Genomic DNA, 15,493 nt, shown 5'->3' on the forward strand with positions numbered 1-15,493 from the left:
CTCCGGATCGAGGGATGCGGGCGCGCGGCTCAGCCGCGCGACAGGATGCCGCCCGCCGGTGACACTGCGCCGAAGCGGGCACAGGCCGCCGCGAAGCGTTCGGCGATGAGGGCAGCGACGCGCTCGTCGGGCGCGAGCGGCGAGGTCGCGACATCGCCTCCCGCGCGGGCGATGACGTCGGCGAAGTGTCCGGGGGCGAGCACGTAGCTCGCCACCACCACCCGGTCTGCACCGTGTGCTCGCGCCGCGGCGACCGTGCGGTCGATCCGCGGACCCGCACCCGCGGCGAACCCCACGTCCACGCGCGTGCCGAGCCGCGCGGCGAGGTGGTCCGCCATCGCGCGCACGTCCGTCTCGGCCGCGGGGTCGCTCGAACCGGCAGCGGCCAGGACGACGGCATCCGCGGGTGAGAGGCCCACGTCGTCGAGGCGGGAGTGCAGCACCTCGGCGAGGAGCTCGTGGGGTCCGAGCGCCGGCGCGGCCACCGCGCGACCGGCATGCGCGGCCACGGCGCGGGCGATGTCGACCTGGGTGTGGTAGCCGGTCGAGAGCAGCAGCGGCACCACGACGGCCGGCCGCGTGGGCGCGCACGCCGCGAGAACATCGGCCACATACGGCGACTGCACATCGACGAAGGCTTCGAGCACCTCGGTGTCCGGCAGCACGGCGCGCACGCGGTCCACGAGCTCGGTGATCGCGGCGCGGCCGGCGGCCGAGCTGGTGCCGTGCGAACAGGCGACGAGTGTGGGAGTCACGCCGGACCCTCCTTCTGTTCGAGGACGTCGAGACGGTAGCCCCGCTTGACGATCGTGCGGATGACGTCGGGGCCGAGGGCCTCCCGCAGCCGGGCGACCGCCATCTCGACCGCGTGAGCGCTGTCGCCCGAGCGGGGGAGCGCGGTCTGCAATTGCTGCCGCGGCACCACGGCGCCGGCAGCGACGAAGAGCTCGCGCAGGACCGCGACGCCGGTCCGCGAGAGCGGGATGAGCCGGTCGTCGAGCACGGCGCCGCCGCTGCGCAGCTCCAGCCGTCCCGCCGCCGTCTGCGCCGACGGGGCGCGGCCGCCGCCGAAGTGCGTGACGACGGCGCGGACGAGCGAGCCGAGTCGTCCGCGTTCGGCGATGAGCGGCTCGATGCCGACGTCGACCAGCGGGCCCGCGGTGATGGGGCCGACCGCCGCCATGAGCACCTGACCGGATGCCGCGCCCGCGACGATGCGATCGAGCGCGCCCTCGCGCGCGGCGGCGGCGAGCCACTCGGCCGCCCCGGGTGCCGACGTGAACAGCACCGCGTCGACCTCGCCCGCCGCGGCAGCCGCGGCCGATCGCGACACCGCGGCCGGGTCCGGCGGCGGCCCCCACCGGTAGACCGTGAGGCTCACGACTTCGGCGCCCGCGCGCGTGAACAGCTCGTCGAGCCCGTCGGCGCCCGACCCGTGGTGCTGCACCGCCACCCGGCGCCCGGCGACGCCTTCGGCCAGCAGGAACTCGCCGAGCTCTGCCGACGTCTCGGATTCAGCGACCCAGTCGGCCGTGAGGCCCGCCTGCTGGATCGCTCCCCGGGCCTTCGGGCCGCGCGCGACGATCTGGGCCCGCCTGAGCGCCGTGAGCAGGTCTTCGGCGAGACCGGCCTCGTCGGCCGCTTCGATCCACCCGCGGAAGCCCACGCCCGTCGTCGCGACCACCACATCCGGTGGCTCGGCGATCAGCCGGCGGGTCGCCGAGATGAGCGCCTCATCGTCGATGTGCGGGACGATCGTGAGCGCCGGCGCATGCCGCACCACCGCGCCGTGCCGCTCCAGGGCGGCCGCCAGCTCCGAGGATCGGCGATCCACGGCGATGACGATCGTGCAGCCGTCGAGGGCCGCCGACAGGGTGGGGCGGGCGGGAGAGGTCAACGCGACGCATCACCTGCCAGGGCGTGCGCGGGCAGGAGCAGCCCGGCGCGTGCCACGTCGCCGATCACGATCACGGCGGGGTTGCGGACGCCCGCGGCTGCGGCATCCGCCACGATGCGGCCCAGTGTCGAGCGGGTCGTGCGCTGCTCAGGCGTGTGGCCGCGCTCGATGATCGCGACCGGACGATCCTCCGGCGCACCGGCCGAGCGCGCCGCCGCGACCAGCCGGGGGAGCGCCGCGACGCCCATCAGCACGACCGTGGTCACGGAGTCATCCGCGAGGGCAGCGAGCGTCGAGGGCGACAGCTCGCCCTGTCCGTTCGCGACGTGCACGCCGACCGACGTGCCGCGGTGGGTGACCGGGATGCCCGCCGCCTGCGGCACGGACACGACGCTGGTGAGACCCGGGGTGACGTCGACCGGGATGCCGGCGGCCAGGCACGCGGCGACCTCTTCGCCGCCGCGGCCGTAGACGAACGGGTCGCCGCCCTTGAGGCGGACCACCCGCTTGCCCTGCCGGGCGAGGTCGACCAGCAGGTCGTTGATCTCGTCCTGCGGCACCGGATGGTGACCGGGCCGCTTGCCGACGTCGATGACCTCGACGTCGGGCTCGAGCTCGCTCAGCACGTCGGTCGGGCCGAGGCGGTCGGCGACGACGACATCCGCCTCGGCGAGCAGACGCCGCCCGCGCACCGTGAGCAGGTCCGCGGGTCCGGGACCGCCGCCCACGAGGTCGACACGCCCCGCGCCACCGGCCCGGCGTCGCCGCAGCGGAAGCCTGCCGTCGCGCAGCAGGGATGCCACGGCGTCGCGCAGCCGCGCCGCCCGGCGCGGGTCGACGCCGGTGTCCGACACCACGCCGACCACGACGTCCCCCGACCGGCTCTCGGCCGCGAGACGGGTGGTGCTGTGGGCGCCGTCGGACGCGTTGACGCACAGCGTCCGGCGTCGTTCGCACCAGGCGGCGACTCGGGCGTCGACGCGGTTGTCGCCGGTCGCGGTGTGCACGAGCCACGCGTCGGTGATGTCGGCGGCCCGCACCGGCCGCGGCATCCATGAGAGGGCGTGCCGTTCGACCAGTTCACGCACGCCATCGCTCAGTTCCGGGGCGACCACCACGATGTCGGCGCCCTCGTCGAGGAACCGCGGCAGGCGGCGGGCGGTGACCGATCCGCCGCCGACCATGACGACACGGCGTCCGGTCAGCGAGATTCCCAGCAGCGTCGTCATGAGCCTTCTCCCCATCGCACGAGCACCTGGCCGTCGTCGACCGCGACCGGCCACACGCGCAGCGACTTCGGCTCCTTGCCCTGCGTGTCCAGGCACGCTCCGGTGCGCAGGTCGAAGACCTGCTTGTACATCGGCGAGGCCACGGTCGGGGCATCCTGCCGGGTTCCGACGATGCCGCGCGAGATGACGTTGGCGCCGCTGTACGGATCGCGGTTCGACACGGCGTGCACGCGGCCCCCGCCCTCGACAGCAGAGTGCAGGAGGAACAGCGCGAGCTGCGTGCCGTCGACGAGCGCCGCGCGGCCGCGCTCGACCTCGAGGTCGGCGAGGGCGCACACGCGGACCCAGCCGGGCGGCACAGTGCGATGCGCCGTCGCGGTGGGCAGTTCGACGATCGTCATCGGCGCACCTCCAAGGTCGTGCCGGCGATGAGCACCCGCGGGTCCGCGCGCTCGGCGTCGGTGGCGGGGCGCGGCTGGCCGCGCTCGGCCGTGTACGCGAGGTCGGGGTCGGGCGTCGCAGGGGCGTTCACGAACGAGGCGAACCGCCGCAGCTTGTCGGGGTCCTCGAGGGTGGCCTTCCACTCGTCCTCGTACCCGTCGACGTGGCGGGACATCGCCTCATCGAGGTCGGCGCAGATGCCCAGGCTGTCGTCGAAGATGACCGCGCGCAGGCCCTCGATGCCGCCCTCGAGCTCCTCGAACCAGGGCGCCGTCCGCTGCAGCCGGTCGGCGGTGAAGATGTAGTACATGAGGAACCGGTCGATCGCGGTGAGGAGCTCGTCGTCGCTCAGCCCCTCGGCGAGGAGCACCGCGTGGCGCGGGGTGAAGCCGCCGTTGCCGCCGACGTACATGTTCCAGCCGGCCTCGGTGGCGATGACGCCGACGTCCTTGCCGCGCGCCTCGGCGCACTCGCGGGCGCAGCCCGAGACGCCGAGCTTGATCTTGTGCGGGGAGCGCAGACCGCGGTAGCGCAGCTCGAGCTGGACGGCCATGCCGACGGAGTCCTGCACGCCGTACCGGCACCACGTCGAGCCCACGCACGACTTCACCGTGCGCAGCGACTTGCCGTAGGCGTGGCCCGACTCGAACCCGGCATCCACGAGGCGCTTCCAGATGTCGGGCAGCTGCTCCAGGCGCGCGCCGAACATGTCGATGCGCTGGCCGCCGGTGATCTTCGTGTACAGCCCGAAGTCGCGCGCGACCTCGCCGATCACCACGAGCCCCTCGGGCGTGATCTCGCCGCCCGGGATGCGGGGCACCACCGAGTAGCTGCCGTCCTTCTGCAGGTTGGCCATGACGTGGTCGTTGGTGTCCTGCAGGGCGGCGTTCTCGCCGTCGAGCACGTGCGTGCCGGTGAGGGTCGACAGGATGCTGGCGAGCGCGGGCTTGCAGATGTCGCAGCCGCGCCCCGAGCCGAACCGCTCGATGACGGCGCTGAAGGTGCGCAGCCCCGACACGCGCACCGCGTCGAAGAGCTGGCGGCGCGACATCGCGAAGTGCTCGCACAGGGCCGAGCTGAGCGCGGCCCCGGTCTTCGCGAGCTCCGCGCCGACGATCTTCTTGACCATCATCACGCACGAACCGCACGCCGCTCCGGCCTTCGTGCATGCCTTCACGCCGGCGACATCCGTGCAGCCGTCCTCGTGGACGGCGTGACGGATGGCGCCCGCCGAGACGCTGTTGCACGAGCAGACCAGGGCTTCGTCGGGCAGCTCGCCGGTCGGCGCGGGGGTGCCGCCCTCGGGCAGGAGGTAGGCGGCCGGATCGCCGCCGAGCGCGCCGCCCACGAGCGGACGCAATGCTCCGTACGCCGATGCGTCGCCGACCAGGATGCCGCCGAGCAGGGTTTTCGCGTCGTCGGAGAGCACCAGCTTCTTGTAGACGCCGGCGGCCGGGTCGGCGTAGACGACGTCGAGCGCACCGGGCGTCTCGGCGAACGCGTCGCCGAAGCTGGCGACATCCACGCCGGAGAGCTTGAGCTTCGTGGACAGGTCGTAGCCGGGGAACGACGCCTCGCCGCCGAGCAGCCGGGTCGCCGCGACCTCGGCCATCGCGTAGCCGGGAGCCACGAGGCCCGCGCACATCCCGTCGAAGCTCGCGACCTCGCCGACCGCCAGGATGGACGGGTCGCTCGTCACGCAGCCCGCGTCGATGACGACGCCGCCGCGGGGATGGACGTCGAGGCCCGTCTCGCGCGCGAGTTCGTCGCGGGGGCGGACGCCGACGGTGAACACGACGACGTCGGTGCGCTCGTACGTGCCGTCGCGGAACTCCAGGCCCGTCACCTGGCCCGACCGGTCGGGGTCGAGCCGGGTGGTGATCGACTCGGTCCGCACCCGGATGCCGCGCTTCTCGATGAGGCGGCGCAGCGCATCGCCCGCGGGCCGGTCCAGCTGTGCCGACATCAGCCGGTCGGAGGACTGCACGACCGTGCACGCGACACCGAGGCCGTCGAGTGCGCCGGCGGCTTCGAGTCCGAGCAGGCCGCCGCCGATCACGGTGCCGACGAGCGGCCGGCCGAGCTCCGCGGAGCGGCGGGCGACGAAGTCGCGCAGACGCTCGACGTCGTCGAGCGTGCGGTAGACGAAGCATCCGTCGAGGGCGAAGCCGTCCACCGCGAGCTTCGCGGCGTACGAGCCGGTCGCCAGCACGAGGCGGTCGTACGCGATCTTCGCGCCGCTGCGGGTGACGACGACGCGCTCGTCGCGGTGGATCCGCACCACCGGGTCGCCCGCGAGGAAGCGCACGCGTTCGTCGTCGAGGTGGGCGGTGTCGAGGGTGAGGTCGTCGGTCGTCGACCCCTGGAAGAACGAGGTGAGCGCCACGCGATCGTAGGGGCGGCGGTTCTCCTCGCCGATGACCGTGACCCGGAGGTTCTCCTCGGTGCGGCTGAGCAGGCTCTCGAGGAAGCGGTGGGCGACCATTCCGGCTCCCACGACCACCACGCGCGAGGTGGGGCCGGTGGAGCTCATGACTTCACGGTAGGTGTCCGGTGTTGCGCCCGCGTCAGCGTCATGTTTCGGGCTCTTGACGATGCGTGCCATGACGTCTCCTTCGGTTCCGGTGCTCAGACGCCGGCGGGCGCGGTCTCGCGCGGCTCGGATGCGGCGGCCGGCGCCGGTGCGGAGGCATCCGTCGCGGTCGGCTCGGCGGTTCGGCCGGCGATGCCGCGGCGCGAGAGGCGGGGCGTGCGGGGCGACGTGGCGCGGGCGTAGGTGAGGTAGAGCGGGATCGCGGTGAAGACCAGGCCGCCGACGAGGTTGCCGACCACCGTCGGGATCTCGTTCCAGATCAGGTAGTCCATGATCGTGAAGTCGCCGCCGAGCAGCAGGCCCGAGGGGAACAGGAACATGTTCACGATCGAGTGCTCGAAGCCCATGAAGAAGAACAGCATGATCGGCATCCACATCGCGATGACCTTGCCGGGCACATCCTTGGCGACCATCGACAGCACCACGCCGGTCGAGACCATCCAGTTGCACAGCACGCCGCGGATGAAGAGCGTCAGCATGCCGGCGGCGCCGTGCTCGGCGTAGCCGACGGTGCGGCCCTCGCCGATGTGGCCGATCGCCTCGCCGACCTCGTTCGGCGGTGTGGCGAAGCCGTTCGTGACGACGATCGCCATGAGCACCGCGACGGTGAACGCGCCGATGAAGTTGCCGACGAAGACGAGCCCCCAGTTGCGCAGGATGCCGCCGATCGTCACGCCCGGCCGCCGGTCGAGCCAGGCCAGCGGTGCGAGCACGAAGACCCCCGTGAGCAGGTCGTAGCCGAGCAGATACAGCATGATGAAGCCGACCGGGAACAGCAGCGCGCCCAGCAGCGGGATGCCGGTCTGCACCGAGACGGTCACCGCGAACGCCGCGGCGATCGTGAGGACCGCGCCGCCCATGATCGAGCGGACGAGGGTGTCGCGCGTGGACAGCATCACCTTCGACGCGCCGGCGTCGATGATCGTTCCGACGAGTTCTGCGGGCTTGACGTACGTCATGAGGGGGTCCTCTCCTCCGTGGACGGATGCCGGGAGTGGCCGACGCTTCGAAGCTAGGTCGGCGATGTTTCCCGGGGACGACCCCGCAAGGGACGGTCTCGTTACCTCTCCCTCTCAACGGGAAGGGGCGGGAAGTGAGGAAGACCGTGCGCTGTGACCGCGGGCGCGTCGGAGCGACCGGGATGCCTCGCGCGTGTGGGAGGCGCCGCTCCGCTCGGCTGCTCCGCGGCGGGCGACTGTCAGACCTGGGAGACCGGCGAGATCACGAGCTCGTCGATGCGCACGTGGGAGGGGGCATCCATCGCGAACATCGCCGCGCGGGCGACATCGCCGGGGGTCAGCATCCGCCGGCGATGCTCCGCCGTGGGCACGGACGGGCGCATCTCGAGGAAGTCGGTGTCGACGTCGCCGGGGCACAGATGGCACGCCCGGACGCCGTTCGCGGCCTCGTCGGTGTTGATCGTCCGCACGACGGAGGCGAGCGCCGTCTTGCTCGCCGAGTAGGCCGCGCCGGCGCCGGGGGAGTGCGTCCACCCCGCGTAAGACGACACGATGACGACGACACCGCCGGCGCGGCGAAGTGCGGGAAGCGCGGCATCGACGACGCGCAGCACGCCGACGAGGTTGGTCTCGATCACGCGGTGCACGTCGTCGATGTCGTGATCGGTCCAGCGGCGTCGCGGGTTGTTCGTTCCGCTGGCGACGACCAGCGCGTCGAGGCCCGCGTCGGCCCGAAGGATCTCGGCGATACGGTCGCGCGGATCCTCCGCGACGACATCCAAGGGGAGGGTCGCCACCGACGCCGGGTCGGATGCCGTCGCCTGCGTCTGCGCGAGGGCCTCTCCGCGCCGGCCCGATACCGTCACCCGCCAGCCGGCGTCCACAGCGGCGTGGGCGACGGCGCGTCCGATCCCGGAGCCGCCACCGACGATCCAGGCGCGACGCGTGCGTGTAGCTTCCGTCATATCAGTAATACTATTTCGCCATGCACCTCGACTTCCACGACAGGACCGTTCTCGTGACCGGTGCCAGCGCCGGCATCGGCCGGGTGATCGCCGACCGCTTCGCCGGCGAAGGCGCGCACGTCTACGGGTTCGATGTGGTTCCGCCCGCGGATGCCGTCGGATGGGCGGGATCGGCCGTGTGCGACGTGACCGACGAGAGCGCCGTGGCGCGCGAGGTCGCGGCCATCGAGAAGGAGCACGGGGCGGTCGACGTGCTGATCAACAACGCGGGCGTCAACGTCGTCGGTCCGGTGGACGAGCTGACAGCGGCGCAGTGGCGCCGGTGCCTCGACGTGAACGTCGTCGGCGTCGCCGTCATGTGCGCCGCCGTCATCCCAGGCATGAAGCGCGCCGGTGCGGGGTCGATCCTGAACGCCGCCTCGTTCGCCGCGATCAATCCGCCCGTGGGTGCGGCGGCCTACGCGGCGTCCAAGGCGGCCGTCGTGCAGATGACGCGGGTGATCGCCGGAGAGCTCGGCCCGTGGGGCATCACGGTCAACGCCTACGCGCCCGGGATGGTGCCGACGGCGATGAACGGCTTCGCCGACATGCCGGATGCCACCAAGAACGAGCTGCTCGACACGCTGACCCTGCGGCGGTGGGAGTCGCCCGACGATGTGGCGGATCTTCTGTGCTTCCTCGCGAGCGACCGGGCGCGCTACATCACCGGCACGCTCGTGGACGTCAGCGGCGGCAAGCTCGCGACGCAGATCCCGCGGCGCGCCTACGACTGGCGGGAGTCGCGCGAGTGAGCCTGCAGCAGGATCTCGTGGACGCGCTCGGCAGCGCGATCGCGTCGGGAGCCTGGCCGACAGGAACCGCCATCTCGGTCGACGAGATCGGTGCGCGCCACGGCGTCTCGCGGACGGTGGCGCGCGAGTCGGTCCGCTCGCTGGAGGCGCGCGGCATGGTCCGCGGTCGGCCGCGCGTCGGCACGGTGGTCCAGCCTGAGGAGAGCTGGGACCTGCTCGATCCCGACGTGATCCGCTGGCGCACGGGCACCCCGGACTCTTCGGCTCAGCTCGAGGAGCTTCTCGACCTGCGCGCGGCGATCGAGCCGGTCGCGGCGCGGCTGGCCGCGGAGCGGGCGACCGGAGCCGAGCATGAGGAGCTGGACTCGCACCTCGAGCGCATGCGCGAGGCGTTCGAGCATGGCGATGTCGCAGACTTCACGCGAGCCGACCTCGACTTCCACCGGACGCTCGTGCTCGCCTCCGGCAACCGACTGTTCCGACAGCTGTGGGGCACGGTGCACGCGGCGCTCGGGGCGCGCTATCACTCCGAGGTGCCGGCGTTCTCCGAGCACACGCCGCACGCGCTCGACCGGCACGAGCAGATCCTCCGGGCAGTGCGAGCCGGCGATGCCGACAGTGCGGAAGCGGCAGCCTCGGTTCTCATCCGGGGGACGCGGGAGCAGGTCGGTTTGATCCGTTAGGCGACGCTACGGGGCAGGGGTCAGCAGCAGGATGTTCATCCAGGGGCAGACGATGCGGAAGTCGCCGGTCGAGAAGTCGAAGTCGACGGAACCGCCGTCCTCCTCGATTCCCACAGGAAACGACACCGCCACCTCCAGCACCACAGTTTCACGAGGCGGGATGGTGATGTACTCCGCTCCCGACTCGAGGCGCTCCACGCGGTTGACGCGTTCGCCGTGCACCTGCCCGAGCACCCCGTTCTCGAGCGTCACGCCCGTCACCGTCAGGTTCTGCAGCTCGGTGCGCACCTGTGGCTGCTGCCACCAGCGCCACCAGCTGAGCGATGCGCGGAGCCACATGTTGGTCACCCACGGACCCGCCAGCACGATGTTCCATGCGCTGCCGTTGGCGCCGACCCGGATGTAGCCGTTGAGGGCGATGTACGTGTGGGCGCTGATCACCGCGAAGAAGTCGCTGTCGTTCTGCCACGTGAACCAGAAGCTGACCCGGCGTTCACCGGCCTGGGTCGGCGGGCCTTCGTCGTCGTCCTCATCCAGGTAGACGTGGACCTTTGCCCAGCTGTCGTCGTCGTCGATGAAGGTGTCGTCGAGGATCGCGCTGCTGTGCTTGCCCGCCCAGATCATGAACGGCTTCCGCACCGTGATGGTCGTGAAGTTGCCGGGTGGCAGTGCGTTCAGCTGCTGCACGCCCGCCATCCGGATCTGCATCGCCTCGGTCAGGTTGCGCAACGACGCGCCCGCCTCGGCTCTGGCGGCGGCCTCTTCTTCGTCCGCCGCGCGGGTCAGCTCAGCCAGATGGCGCTCTCGCACCGCGCGCACGCGCCCGTCATCTCCGCGCCCGCCCACCTGCTCCGCGAGCAGATCGGCGACTTCGCGCCTCGCGACGGCACGGCGGGCCGGATCTCGCTGCGGGCGGCGACCGGTGGTGGTCTCGGCATCCGTCACCACCCGCATGACGTCCGTCTGCCAGTCCTCGTTGTCACGGTCGTCAGGCATGGCCGCCCCCTCCCTCGTCGGACGTGCGCAGCACCATAGTGGCGCAGCCCGCGCGCGCCGACAATGGCCCTTCGCTACAGGATGCTCAACGACCAGCGCCCGGGGGAGCGACCGACTCCCGGGGGACCAGCCGCTGCTCGAGCACCCGTGTCACCGGCGGGGCGCCGTCCCCGCGGATCCGCCGGATCAGCAGCCGCGCCGCCTCGGCGCCGATCTCGTGAATCGGCTGCGACATGACCGTGATGGTCGGGGTGCTGACGCCGGTCCAGTCGGCGTCATCGAAGGCGACGAGCGAAAGGTCGTCGGGGATGCGGCGGCCCAGCGTCAGCGCGGTTCGGTAGACGCCGAGCGCGATGAGGCTGTCCGAGCTCACGATCGCGGTGATGCCGAGGTCGGCATCCTGCAGGAGCCGGCGCGTGAGCGCCTCGACCCCGTCCCGGCGGGCGTTCAGGTGCACGAACGACGCGGGATCCGGTACGCCGGCATCCGTGAGCGCGCCGACGAAGCCGTCGACACGATCGGCGACCGACGTCGCCAGGATCTGATCGCCGAGCCGATAGTCCCCGGGATGGTCGATCGTCGAGATGAAGGCGATGCGGCGGTGTCCGGCATCCAGCAGCAGCTGGGTGAGGGTACGCGCACCGGTGCGATTCGCCGCGATGACCGTGTCGACCTCGAGGTCTGCGACCGCGCGGTCGAAGAGGACGACCGGTCGGCCGGCGTCGAGGACGGGGCGGAGGTTGCCGGGGTCGACCGATGAGGCGGGGGCGACGAGGAGGCCGTCGACGCGCTTGGCGAGCTGCACGCTCAGGGCCTTGGCCTCGGTCTCGGGGTCTTCGTCGGAGTTGGAGAGGATGAGGTCGAGACCGGCGGCAGCGGCGACATCCGATGCTCCCCGCGTCGCCTGCGCGAAGAACGGGTTCTCGATGTCGCCGACGACGATGCCGATGGTGTTGGAGCGGCCGGTGCTCATCGTCCTCGCCAGCGCGTTGGGGCGGTAGCCGAGCTCCTCGGCGGCCGCCTGCACCCGGTCACGCACCGATTCGCTCACCGCGCCGTAGTCGCCGAGGGCTCTGGCCGCCGTCGCTTTAGAGACGCCGGCCGCTCGGGCGACATCGGTGACCGTCACCTCGCGCCGGCCGTGGCCGTTCCCGGTGCCGTTGTCGGCGCTCACATGTCCTCCCGGACTTTTTCCTTGACTTCGCTCCAGAGTGTCACGTACTGTCCCTGGAAACGGATTGAGACCGGTCTCAATGTAACCACTTGAGACCGGTCTCACCAAGGAAAACTCCCCGAAACATCCGTGTAACCGACCACCGACTGCAGCACCCTTCCGGAAGGACTCCCGTGAAGCTCCACACCCTCCGCCGCGCCGTCATCGGCACCGTCGCCGCCGCGGCCACCGCCCTGGCGCTCACCGCCTGCGCATCCGGCGCCGCCAATTCCGGCGCGACCGGCAGCGCCGACGACAACCCCTACGGGCTCATCACGCCCGGCCAGATCCGCGTCGCCAGCCTCGGCGACTCCAAGCCCTACACCTTCACCGACGAGAGCGGCGAGTTCACCGGCTTCGACGTCGAGCTCTTCACCGATGTCGCCCACCGCATCGGCATCGACGACGTCGTCTTCACCGGCCAGGACTTCTCGGGCCTTCTCGCGGCCGTCGCGAACGGTCAGTTCGACGTCGGCGTCGCCGCGATCGGCATCACCGAGGAGCGCAAGCAGACCGTCGACTTCTCGGACGGCTACCTCGCCGGATACCTCACGGTGATGGCGAGCCCGGATGCCGACATCGCCGATGAGGGCGACCTCGACGGCAAGCGCCTCGGCGTCGTGCAGGGAACGCTGCAGGAGGCGTACGCGGTGAAGAACTTCACCGACACCGAGCTCGTCCGCTTCCCCGACAACAACGCCGCGATCTCGGCCGTGGTGAGCGGTGCGGTCGACGCGCACTTCCTCGACTACGAGGCGGCCAAGGAGTACGCCGAGCAGTACGGGCTCGAGAACGCCATCGACATCCCGTCGTTCGATGCCCCGGCCGGCTTCGCGATCGCCAAGGGCAACGACGCGTTCAAGGACGCACTGAACGAGGCGCTCCACGAGGCCATGGAGGACGGCACCTGGAAGGAGCTGTACCAGAAGTGGTTCCCGGGCTCCCCGATGCCCGACCAGTACCTCCCGTCGGACGAGCAGACCCCGACCCCGTCGGAGTCCCCGACGGAGTAAGGACCCGCCGGTGCGAGCCCGCCGCAGAACGGCTCGCACCGGCATCCCTCCTCTCTTAGGAAACCGACCATGGACAACTGGCTCGACAACCTCGCCAAGACCTTCTTGGACTTCGAGGCGATGGCGCAGGTCTTCCCGCAGCTGCTGACCATCGGCCTGGTCAACACCTTGGTGATCTCGGTGGCCGCCACCGTCATCGGCATCGTGCTCGGCATGGTCGTCGCGATCATGGGCATCTCGCCCGCGCGGTGGCTGCGCGTTCCCGCCCGCATCTACACGGACATCTTCCGGGGCCTCCCGGCCATCCTCACCATCCTCCTCATCGGGCAGGGCTTCGCCCGGGTCAGCCAGCAGATCTTCGGACCGTCGCCGTACCCGCTCGGCATCCTCGCCCTCTCGCTCATCGCGTCGGCGTATATCGGAGAGATCTTCCGCGCCGGCATCCAGTCGGTCGAACGCGGTCAGCTCGAAGCGTGCCGCGCCCTGGGCATGAGCTACGGCAAGGCGATGGCGCTCGTCGTCGTGCCGCAGGGCATCCGGCGGGTGCTGCCGGCGCTCGTGAACCAGTTCATCGCGATCGTGAAGGACTCCTCGCTGGTGTACTTCCTGGGCCTCCTGGTCTCGGAGCGCGAGCTGTTCCGCGTCGGTCAGGATGCCGCCGTGCTCACCGGCAACCTCTCGCCGCTGGTGCTCGCCGGCATGTTCTACCTCGTCATCACGGTGCCGCTGACCCACCTCGTCAACTACTTCGACAACAAGTTCCGCACCGGACGCCGCAAGGCGACACCGCCCAAGAGCGGCCTGGACGAGGTCGAGGAGACCCGCACTCCGAGCCCCGCGCTGACCTACGGAGAGAACACATGACCTACACCTCACCGGTGCCTGTCACCGACGGGCGGTTCTACGCCGGCTCCAGCCTCGAGCTGCGGAACCTCACCATGGCCTACGGCGAGATCGACGTCCTCCGCGACGTGAGCCTCGAGGTCGCCCCCGGCACGACGACGTGCATCATCGGCCCCTCCGGCTCCGGCAAGTCCACGCTGCTGCGCGGCGTGAACCGGCTGCACGAGCCGAAGTCCGGCGACGTGCTGCTGGCGGGGGAGTCGATCCTCGGCAAGAAGCCGGATGCCGTCCGCAAGCGCATCGGCCTCGTCTTCCAGCACTTCAACCTCTTCTCCGACCACACCGCGCTCGAGAACGTCGCGCTCGCGGTGCGGCACGTGAAGGGGCTGTCGAAGGGCGAGTCCCGCAGGATCGCGCACCAGCGGCTCGCCGAAGTGGGGCTCGCCGAGCGCACCGACCACCGGCCGCGCGACCTCTCCGGCGGGCAGCAGCAGCGCGTCGCGATCGCCCGGGCCCTTGCCATGGAGCCGGAGGTCATGCTCTTCGACGAGGCCACCAGCGCCCTCGACCCCGAGCTCGTCAAGGGCGTCCTCAACCTCATGGCAGGCCTTGCCCAGCGCGGCATGACGATGCTCGTCGTGACCCACGAGATGGGCTTCGCCCGCAAGGTCGCCGACCAGGTCGTCTTCATGGACGAGGGCCGCGTCGTCGAGGCCGGCCACCCGGACGACCTCTTCGAGCGCCCGCAGAGCCCGCGGTTGCAGCGCTTCCTCTCGGAGGTGCTGTGATGACGGATGCCACGGCTCCGCGTGCGCGCATCCGCACGGCGGTCGTCGGGTTCGGCACCGCCGGGCGCGTCTTCCACGCGCCGTTCCTCGAGGCGGACCCCGCGTACTCGCTCGACGTCGTCGTGACCTCGAACCCGGAGCGTCGGGCGGAGGCCGCGGTGCGGCATCCCGCCGCTCGCGTCGTCGACCGTCCTTCGGATGTGTGGGACCTCGCTGAGGAGCTCGACCTCGTCGTGATCGGATCGCCGAGCGGCACGCACGCGGCGCTCGCCGCCGCGGCGCTGGATGCCGGACTCGACGTCGTCGTCGACAAGCCCTTCGCCGTCACGGCCGAGGAGGGGCGTGCGCTGATCGCCCAGGCCGAGCGGCTGGGGCGGAAGCTGACGGTGTTCCAGAATCGGCGGTGGGACGGCGACTTCCGAACCGTCCGGTCGCTCGTCGCCGAGGGGCGGCTGGGGGAGGTGAACCGGTTCGAGTCGCGGTTCGAGTGGTTCAAGCCCTCCGTGCCGGCATCCTGGAAGACCGAGGCGACCGTGGCAGAAGGCGGCGGCATCCTGTACGACCTCGGCACGCACCTCATCGACCAGGCCGTGCAGCTGTTCGGGCCCGTCGCTGACCTGTACGCGGAGGTCGGGCGACGCCGGGCCGGTGCGGTCGCCGATGACGACGTGTTCCTTGCGCTGCAGCACCGGTCGGGCGTGACGTCGCACCTGTGGATGAACGGCCTGGCGCCCGTCCCCGGCCCGCGCTTCCACCTCGTCGGCTCACGCGCCGGGTACACCAGCTGGGGTCTCGACGGACAGGAACCGGCGCTCAAGTCCGGGGCGCTCCCCACCGACCCGGGCTTCGGCGAGACGCCCGAGGAGCGCTGGGGCGTGCTCGGCGCCGGCGACGACGTCACGCGGGTGCCCACGCTGCGCGGCGACTACGGCGGCTTCTATCGGCTGCTCGCCGACGCGCTCCGCGGCGACGGACCGCTTCCGGTCGACCCGGCCGACGCCGTCGGCGTGCTCGAGCTGATCGAGCGGGCGCATGCCGAGGCATCCGCCCGCGTCTGAACCATACGAAACGAGAGAGACACT

At 71.4% G+C, this 15,493-nt stretch carries 15 protein-coding genes; 6 read left to right on the forward strand and 9 right to left on the reverse strand.

Going from position 1 to position 15,493, the window contains the following annotated elements; genetic code table 11:
- Nucleotides 1-29: 29 nt before the first annotated feature.
- The 7 genes from AC5RVZ_RS02380 to AC5RVZ_RS02410 all read right to left on the reverse strand — a co-directional run bounded on the left by AC5RVZ_RS02380 (nucleotide 30) and on the right by AC5RVZ_RS02410 (nucleotide 8,084).
- Nucleotides 30-755 (reverse strand): sirohydrochlorin chelatase, encoded by a 726-nt coding sequence (locus tag AC5RVZ_RS02380; protein ID WP_494064175.1) that lies wholly within the window; start codon nucleotides 753-755, stop codon nucleotides 30-32.
- Complete coding sequence (locus tag AC5RVZ_RS02385) at nucleotides 752-1,897, reverse strand: uroporphyrinogen-III synthase (protein WP_494064176.1); 1,146 nt, start codon at nucleotides 1,895-1,897, stop codon at nucleotides 752-754. The genes AC5RVZ_RS02380 and AC5RVZ_RS02385 overlap by 4 nt, the downstream gene beginning before the upstream one ends.
- Nucleotides 1,894-3,126 (reverse strand): uroporphyrinogen-III C-methyltransferase, encoded by a 1,233-nt coding sequence (cobA, locus tag AC5RVZ_RS02390; RefSeq protein ID WP_494064177.1) that lies wholly within the window; start codon nucleotides 3,124-3,126, stop codon nucleotides 1,894-1,896. Before cobA ends, AC5RVZ_RS02385 begins: the two co-directional genes overlap by 4 nt.
- Nucleotides 3,123-3,527, reverse strand: a complete 405-nt coding sequence (gene nirD, locus AC5RVZ_RS02395) for a nitrite reductase small subunit NirD (RefSeq protein WP_494064178.1) — start codon at nucleotides 3,525-3,527, stop codon at nucleotides 3,123-3,125. The genes cobA and nirD overlap by 4 nt, the downstream gene beginning before the upstream one ends.
- Complete coding sequence (gene nirB, locus AC5RVZ_RS02400) at nucleotides 3,524-6,100, reverse strand: nitrite reductase large subunit NirB (RefSeq protein ID WP_494064716.1); 2,577 nt, start codon at nucleotides 6,098-6,100, stop codon at nucleotides 3,524-3,526. The genes nirD and nirB overlap by 4 nt, the downstream gene beginning before the upstream one ends.
- 95 nt (nucleotides 6,101-6,195) lie before the next feature.
- Nucleotides 6,196-7,119, reverse strand: coding sequence for a formate/nitrite transporter family protein (locus AC5RVZ_RS02405; RefSeq protein WP_494064179.1), 924 nt, complete (start codon nucleotides 7,117-7,119; stop codon nucleotides 6,196-6,198).
- 239 nt (nucleotides 7,120-7,358) lie between these two features.
- Nucleotides 7,359-8,084, reverse strand: a complete 726-nt coding sequence (locus AC5RVZ_RS02410) for an SDR family oxidoreductase (protein WP_494064180.1) — start codon at nucleotides 8,082-8,084, stop codon at nucleotides 7,359-7,361.
- A gap of 20 nt (nucleotides 8,085-8,104) precedes the next feature.
- On the opposite strand from AC5RVZ_RS02410, the gene AC5RVZ_RS02415 reads away from it, so the two are divergent.
- The gene (locus AC5RVZ_RS02415; protein WP_494064181.1) at nucleotides 8,105-8,875 is read left to right on the forward strand and encodes an SDR family NAD(P)-dependent oxidoreductase; all 771 of its coding nucleotides are present in this window, start codon (nucleotides 8,105-8,107) and stop codon (nucleotides 8,873-8,875) included.
- A complete protein-coding gene (locus AC5RVZ_RS02420) occupies nucleotides 8,872-9,558 on the forward strand; it encodes a FadR/GntR family transcriptional regulator (protein WP_494064182.1) in 687 nt (228 codons plus the stop codon). The genes AC5RVZ_RS02415 and AC5RVZ_RS02420 overlap by 4 nt, the downstream gene beginning before the upstream one ends.
- 6 nt (nucleotides 9,559-9,564) lie before the next feature.
- On the opposite strand, the gene AC5RVZ_RS02425 is transcribed toward AC5RVZ_RS02420, so the two are convergent.
- Both AC5RVZ_RS02425 and AC5RVZ_RS02430 read right to left on the reverse strand, forming a co-directional pair.
- Nucleotides 9,565-10,554: a hypothetical protein gene (locus tag AC5RVZ_RS02425; protein WP_494064183.1), complete on the reverse strand. Its 990-nt coding sequence runs from the start codon at nucleotides 10,552-10,554 to the stop codon at nucleotides 9,565-9,567.
- 85 nt (nucleotides 10,555-10,639) lie between these two features.
- Nucleotides 10,640-11,728: a LacI family DNA-binding transcriptional regulator gene (locus AC5RVZ_RS02430; protein WP_494064184.1), complete on the reverse strand. Its 1,089-nt coding sequence runs from the start codon at nucleotides 11,726-11,728 to the stop codon at nucleotides 10,640-10,642.
- Nucleotides 11,729-11,901: 173 nt separating this feature from the next.
- Between AC5RVZ_RS02430 and AC5RVZ_RS02435 the strand changes: the two genes are divergently transcribed.
- The 4 genes from AC5RVZ_RS02435 to AC5RVZ_RS02450 all read left to right on the forward strand — a co-directional run bounded on the left by AC5RVZ_RS02435 (nucleotide 11,902) and on the right by AC5RVZ_RS02450 (nucleotide 15,469).
- A complete protein-coding gene (locus AC5RVZ_RS02435) occupies nucleotides 11,902-12,780 on the forward strand; it encodes an ABC transporter substrate-binding protein (protein WP_494064185.1) in 879 nt (292 codons plus the stop codon).
- A 69-nt stretch (nucleotides 12,781-12,849) separates the two neighbouring features.
- Nucleotides 12,850-13,644: an amino acid ABC transporter permease gene (locus AC5RVZ_RS02440; RefSeq protein ID WP_494064186.1), complete on the forward strand. Its 795-nt coding sequence runs from the start codon at nucleotides 12,850-12,852 to the stop codon at nucleotides 13,642-13,644.
- Complete coding sequence (locus tag AC5RVZ_RS02445; RefSeq protein WP_494064187.1) at nucleotides 13,641-14,411, forward strand: amino acid ABC transporter ATP-binding protein; 771 nt, start codon at nucleotides 13,641-13,643, stop codon at nucleotides 14,409-14,411. The genes AC5RVZ_RS02440 and AC5RVZ_RS02445 overlap by 4 nt, the downstream gene beginning before the upstream one ends.
- On the forward strand, nucleotides 14,411-15,469 hold the full coding sequence (locus tag AC5RVZ_RS02450) for a Gfo/Idh/MocA family protein (protein ID WP_494064188.1): 1,059 nt from the start codon (nucleotides 14,411-14,413) through the stop codon (nucleotides 15,467-15,469). Before AC5RVZ_RS02445 ends, AC5RVZ_RS02450 begins: the two co-directional genes overlap by 1 nt.
- The last annotated feature ends 24 nt before the right edge of the window (nucleotides 15,470-15,493 follow it).

The organism is Arthrobacter sp. Cza30 (assembly GCF_059090765.1).

Coding starts and splice junctions, on each gene's coding strand:
- cobA (WP_494064177.1), bottom strand. CDS start 3,126: ATGACGACGCTGCTGGGAATCTCGCTGACCGGACGCCGTGTCGTCATG.
- nirD (WP_494064178.1), bottom strand. CDS start 3,527: ATGACGATCGTCGAACTGCCCACCGCGACGGCGCATCGCACTGTGCCG.
- nirB (WP_494064716.1), bottom strand. CDS start 6,100: ATGAGCTCCACCGGCCCCACCTCGCGCGTGGTGGTCGTGGGAGCCGGA.
- AC5RVZ_RS02405 (WP_494064179.1), bottom strand. CDS start 7,119: ATGACGTACGTCAAGCCCGCAGAACTCGTCGGAACGATCATCGACGCC.
- AC5RVZ_RS02410 (WP_494064180.1), bottom strand. CDS start 8,084: ATGACGGAAGCTACACGCACGCGTCGCGCCTGGATCGTCGGTGGCGGC.
- AC5RVZ_RS02415 (WP_494064181.1), top strand. CDS start 8,105: ATGCACCTCGACTTCCACGACAGGACCGTTCTCGTGACCGGTGCCAGC.
- AC5RVZ_RS02425 (WP_494064183.1), bottom strand. CDS start 10,554: ATGCCTGACGACCGTGACAACGAGGACTGGCAGACGGACGTCATGCGG.
- AC5RVZ_RS02440 (WP_494064186.1), top strand. CDS start 12,850: ATGGACAACTGGCTCGACAACCTCGCCAAGACCTTCTTGGACTTCGAG.
- AC5RVZ_RS02445 (WP_494064187.1), top strand. CDS start 13,641: ATGACCTACACCTCACCGGTGCCTGTCACCGACGGGCGGTTCTACGCC.
- AC5RVZ_RS02450 (WP_494064188.1), top strand. CDS start 14,411: ATGACGGATGCCACGGCTCCGCGTGCGCGCATCCGCACGGCGGTCGTC.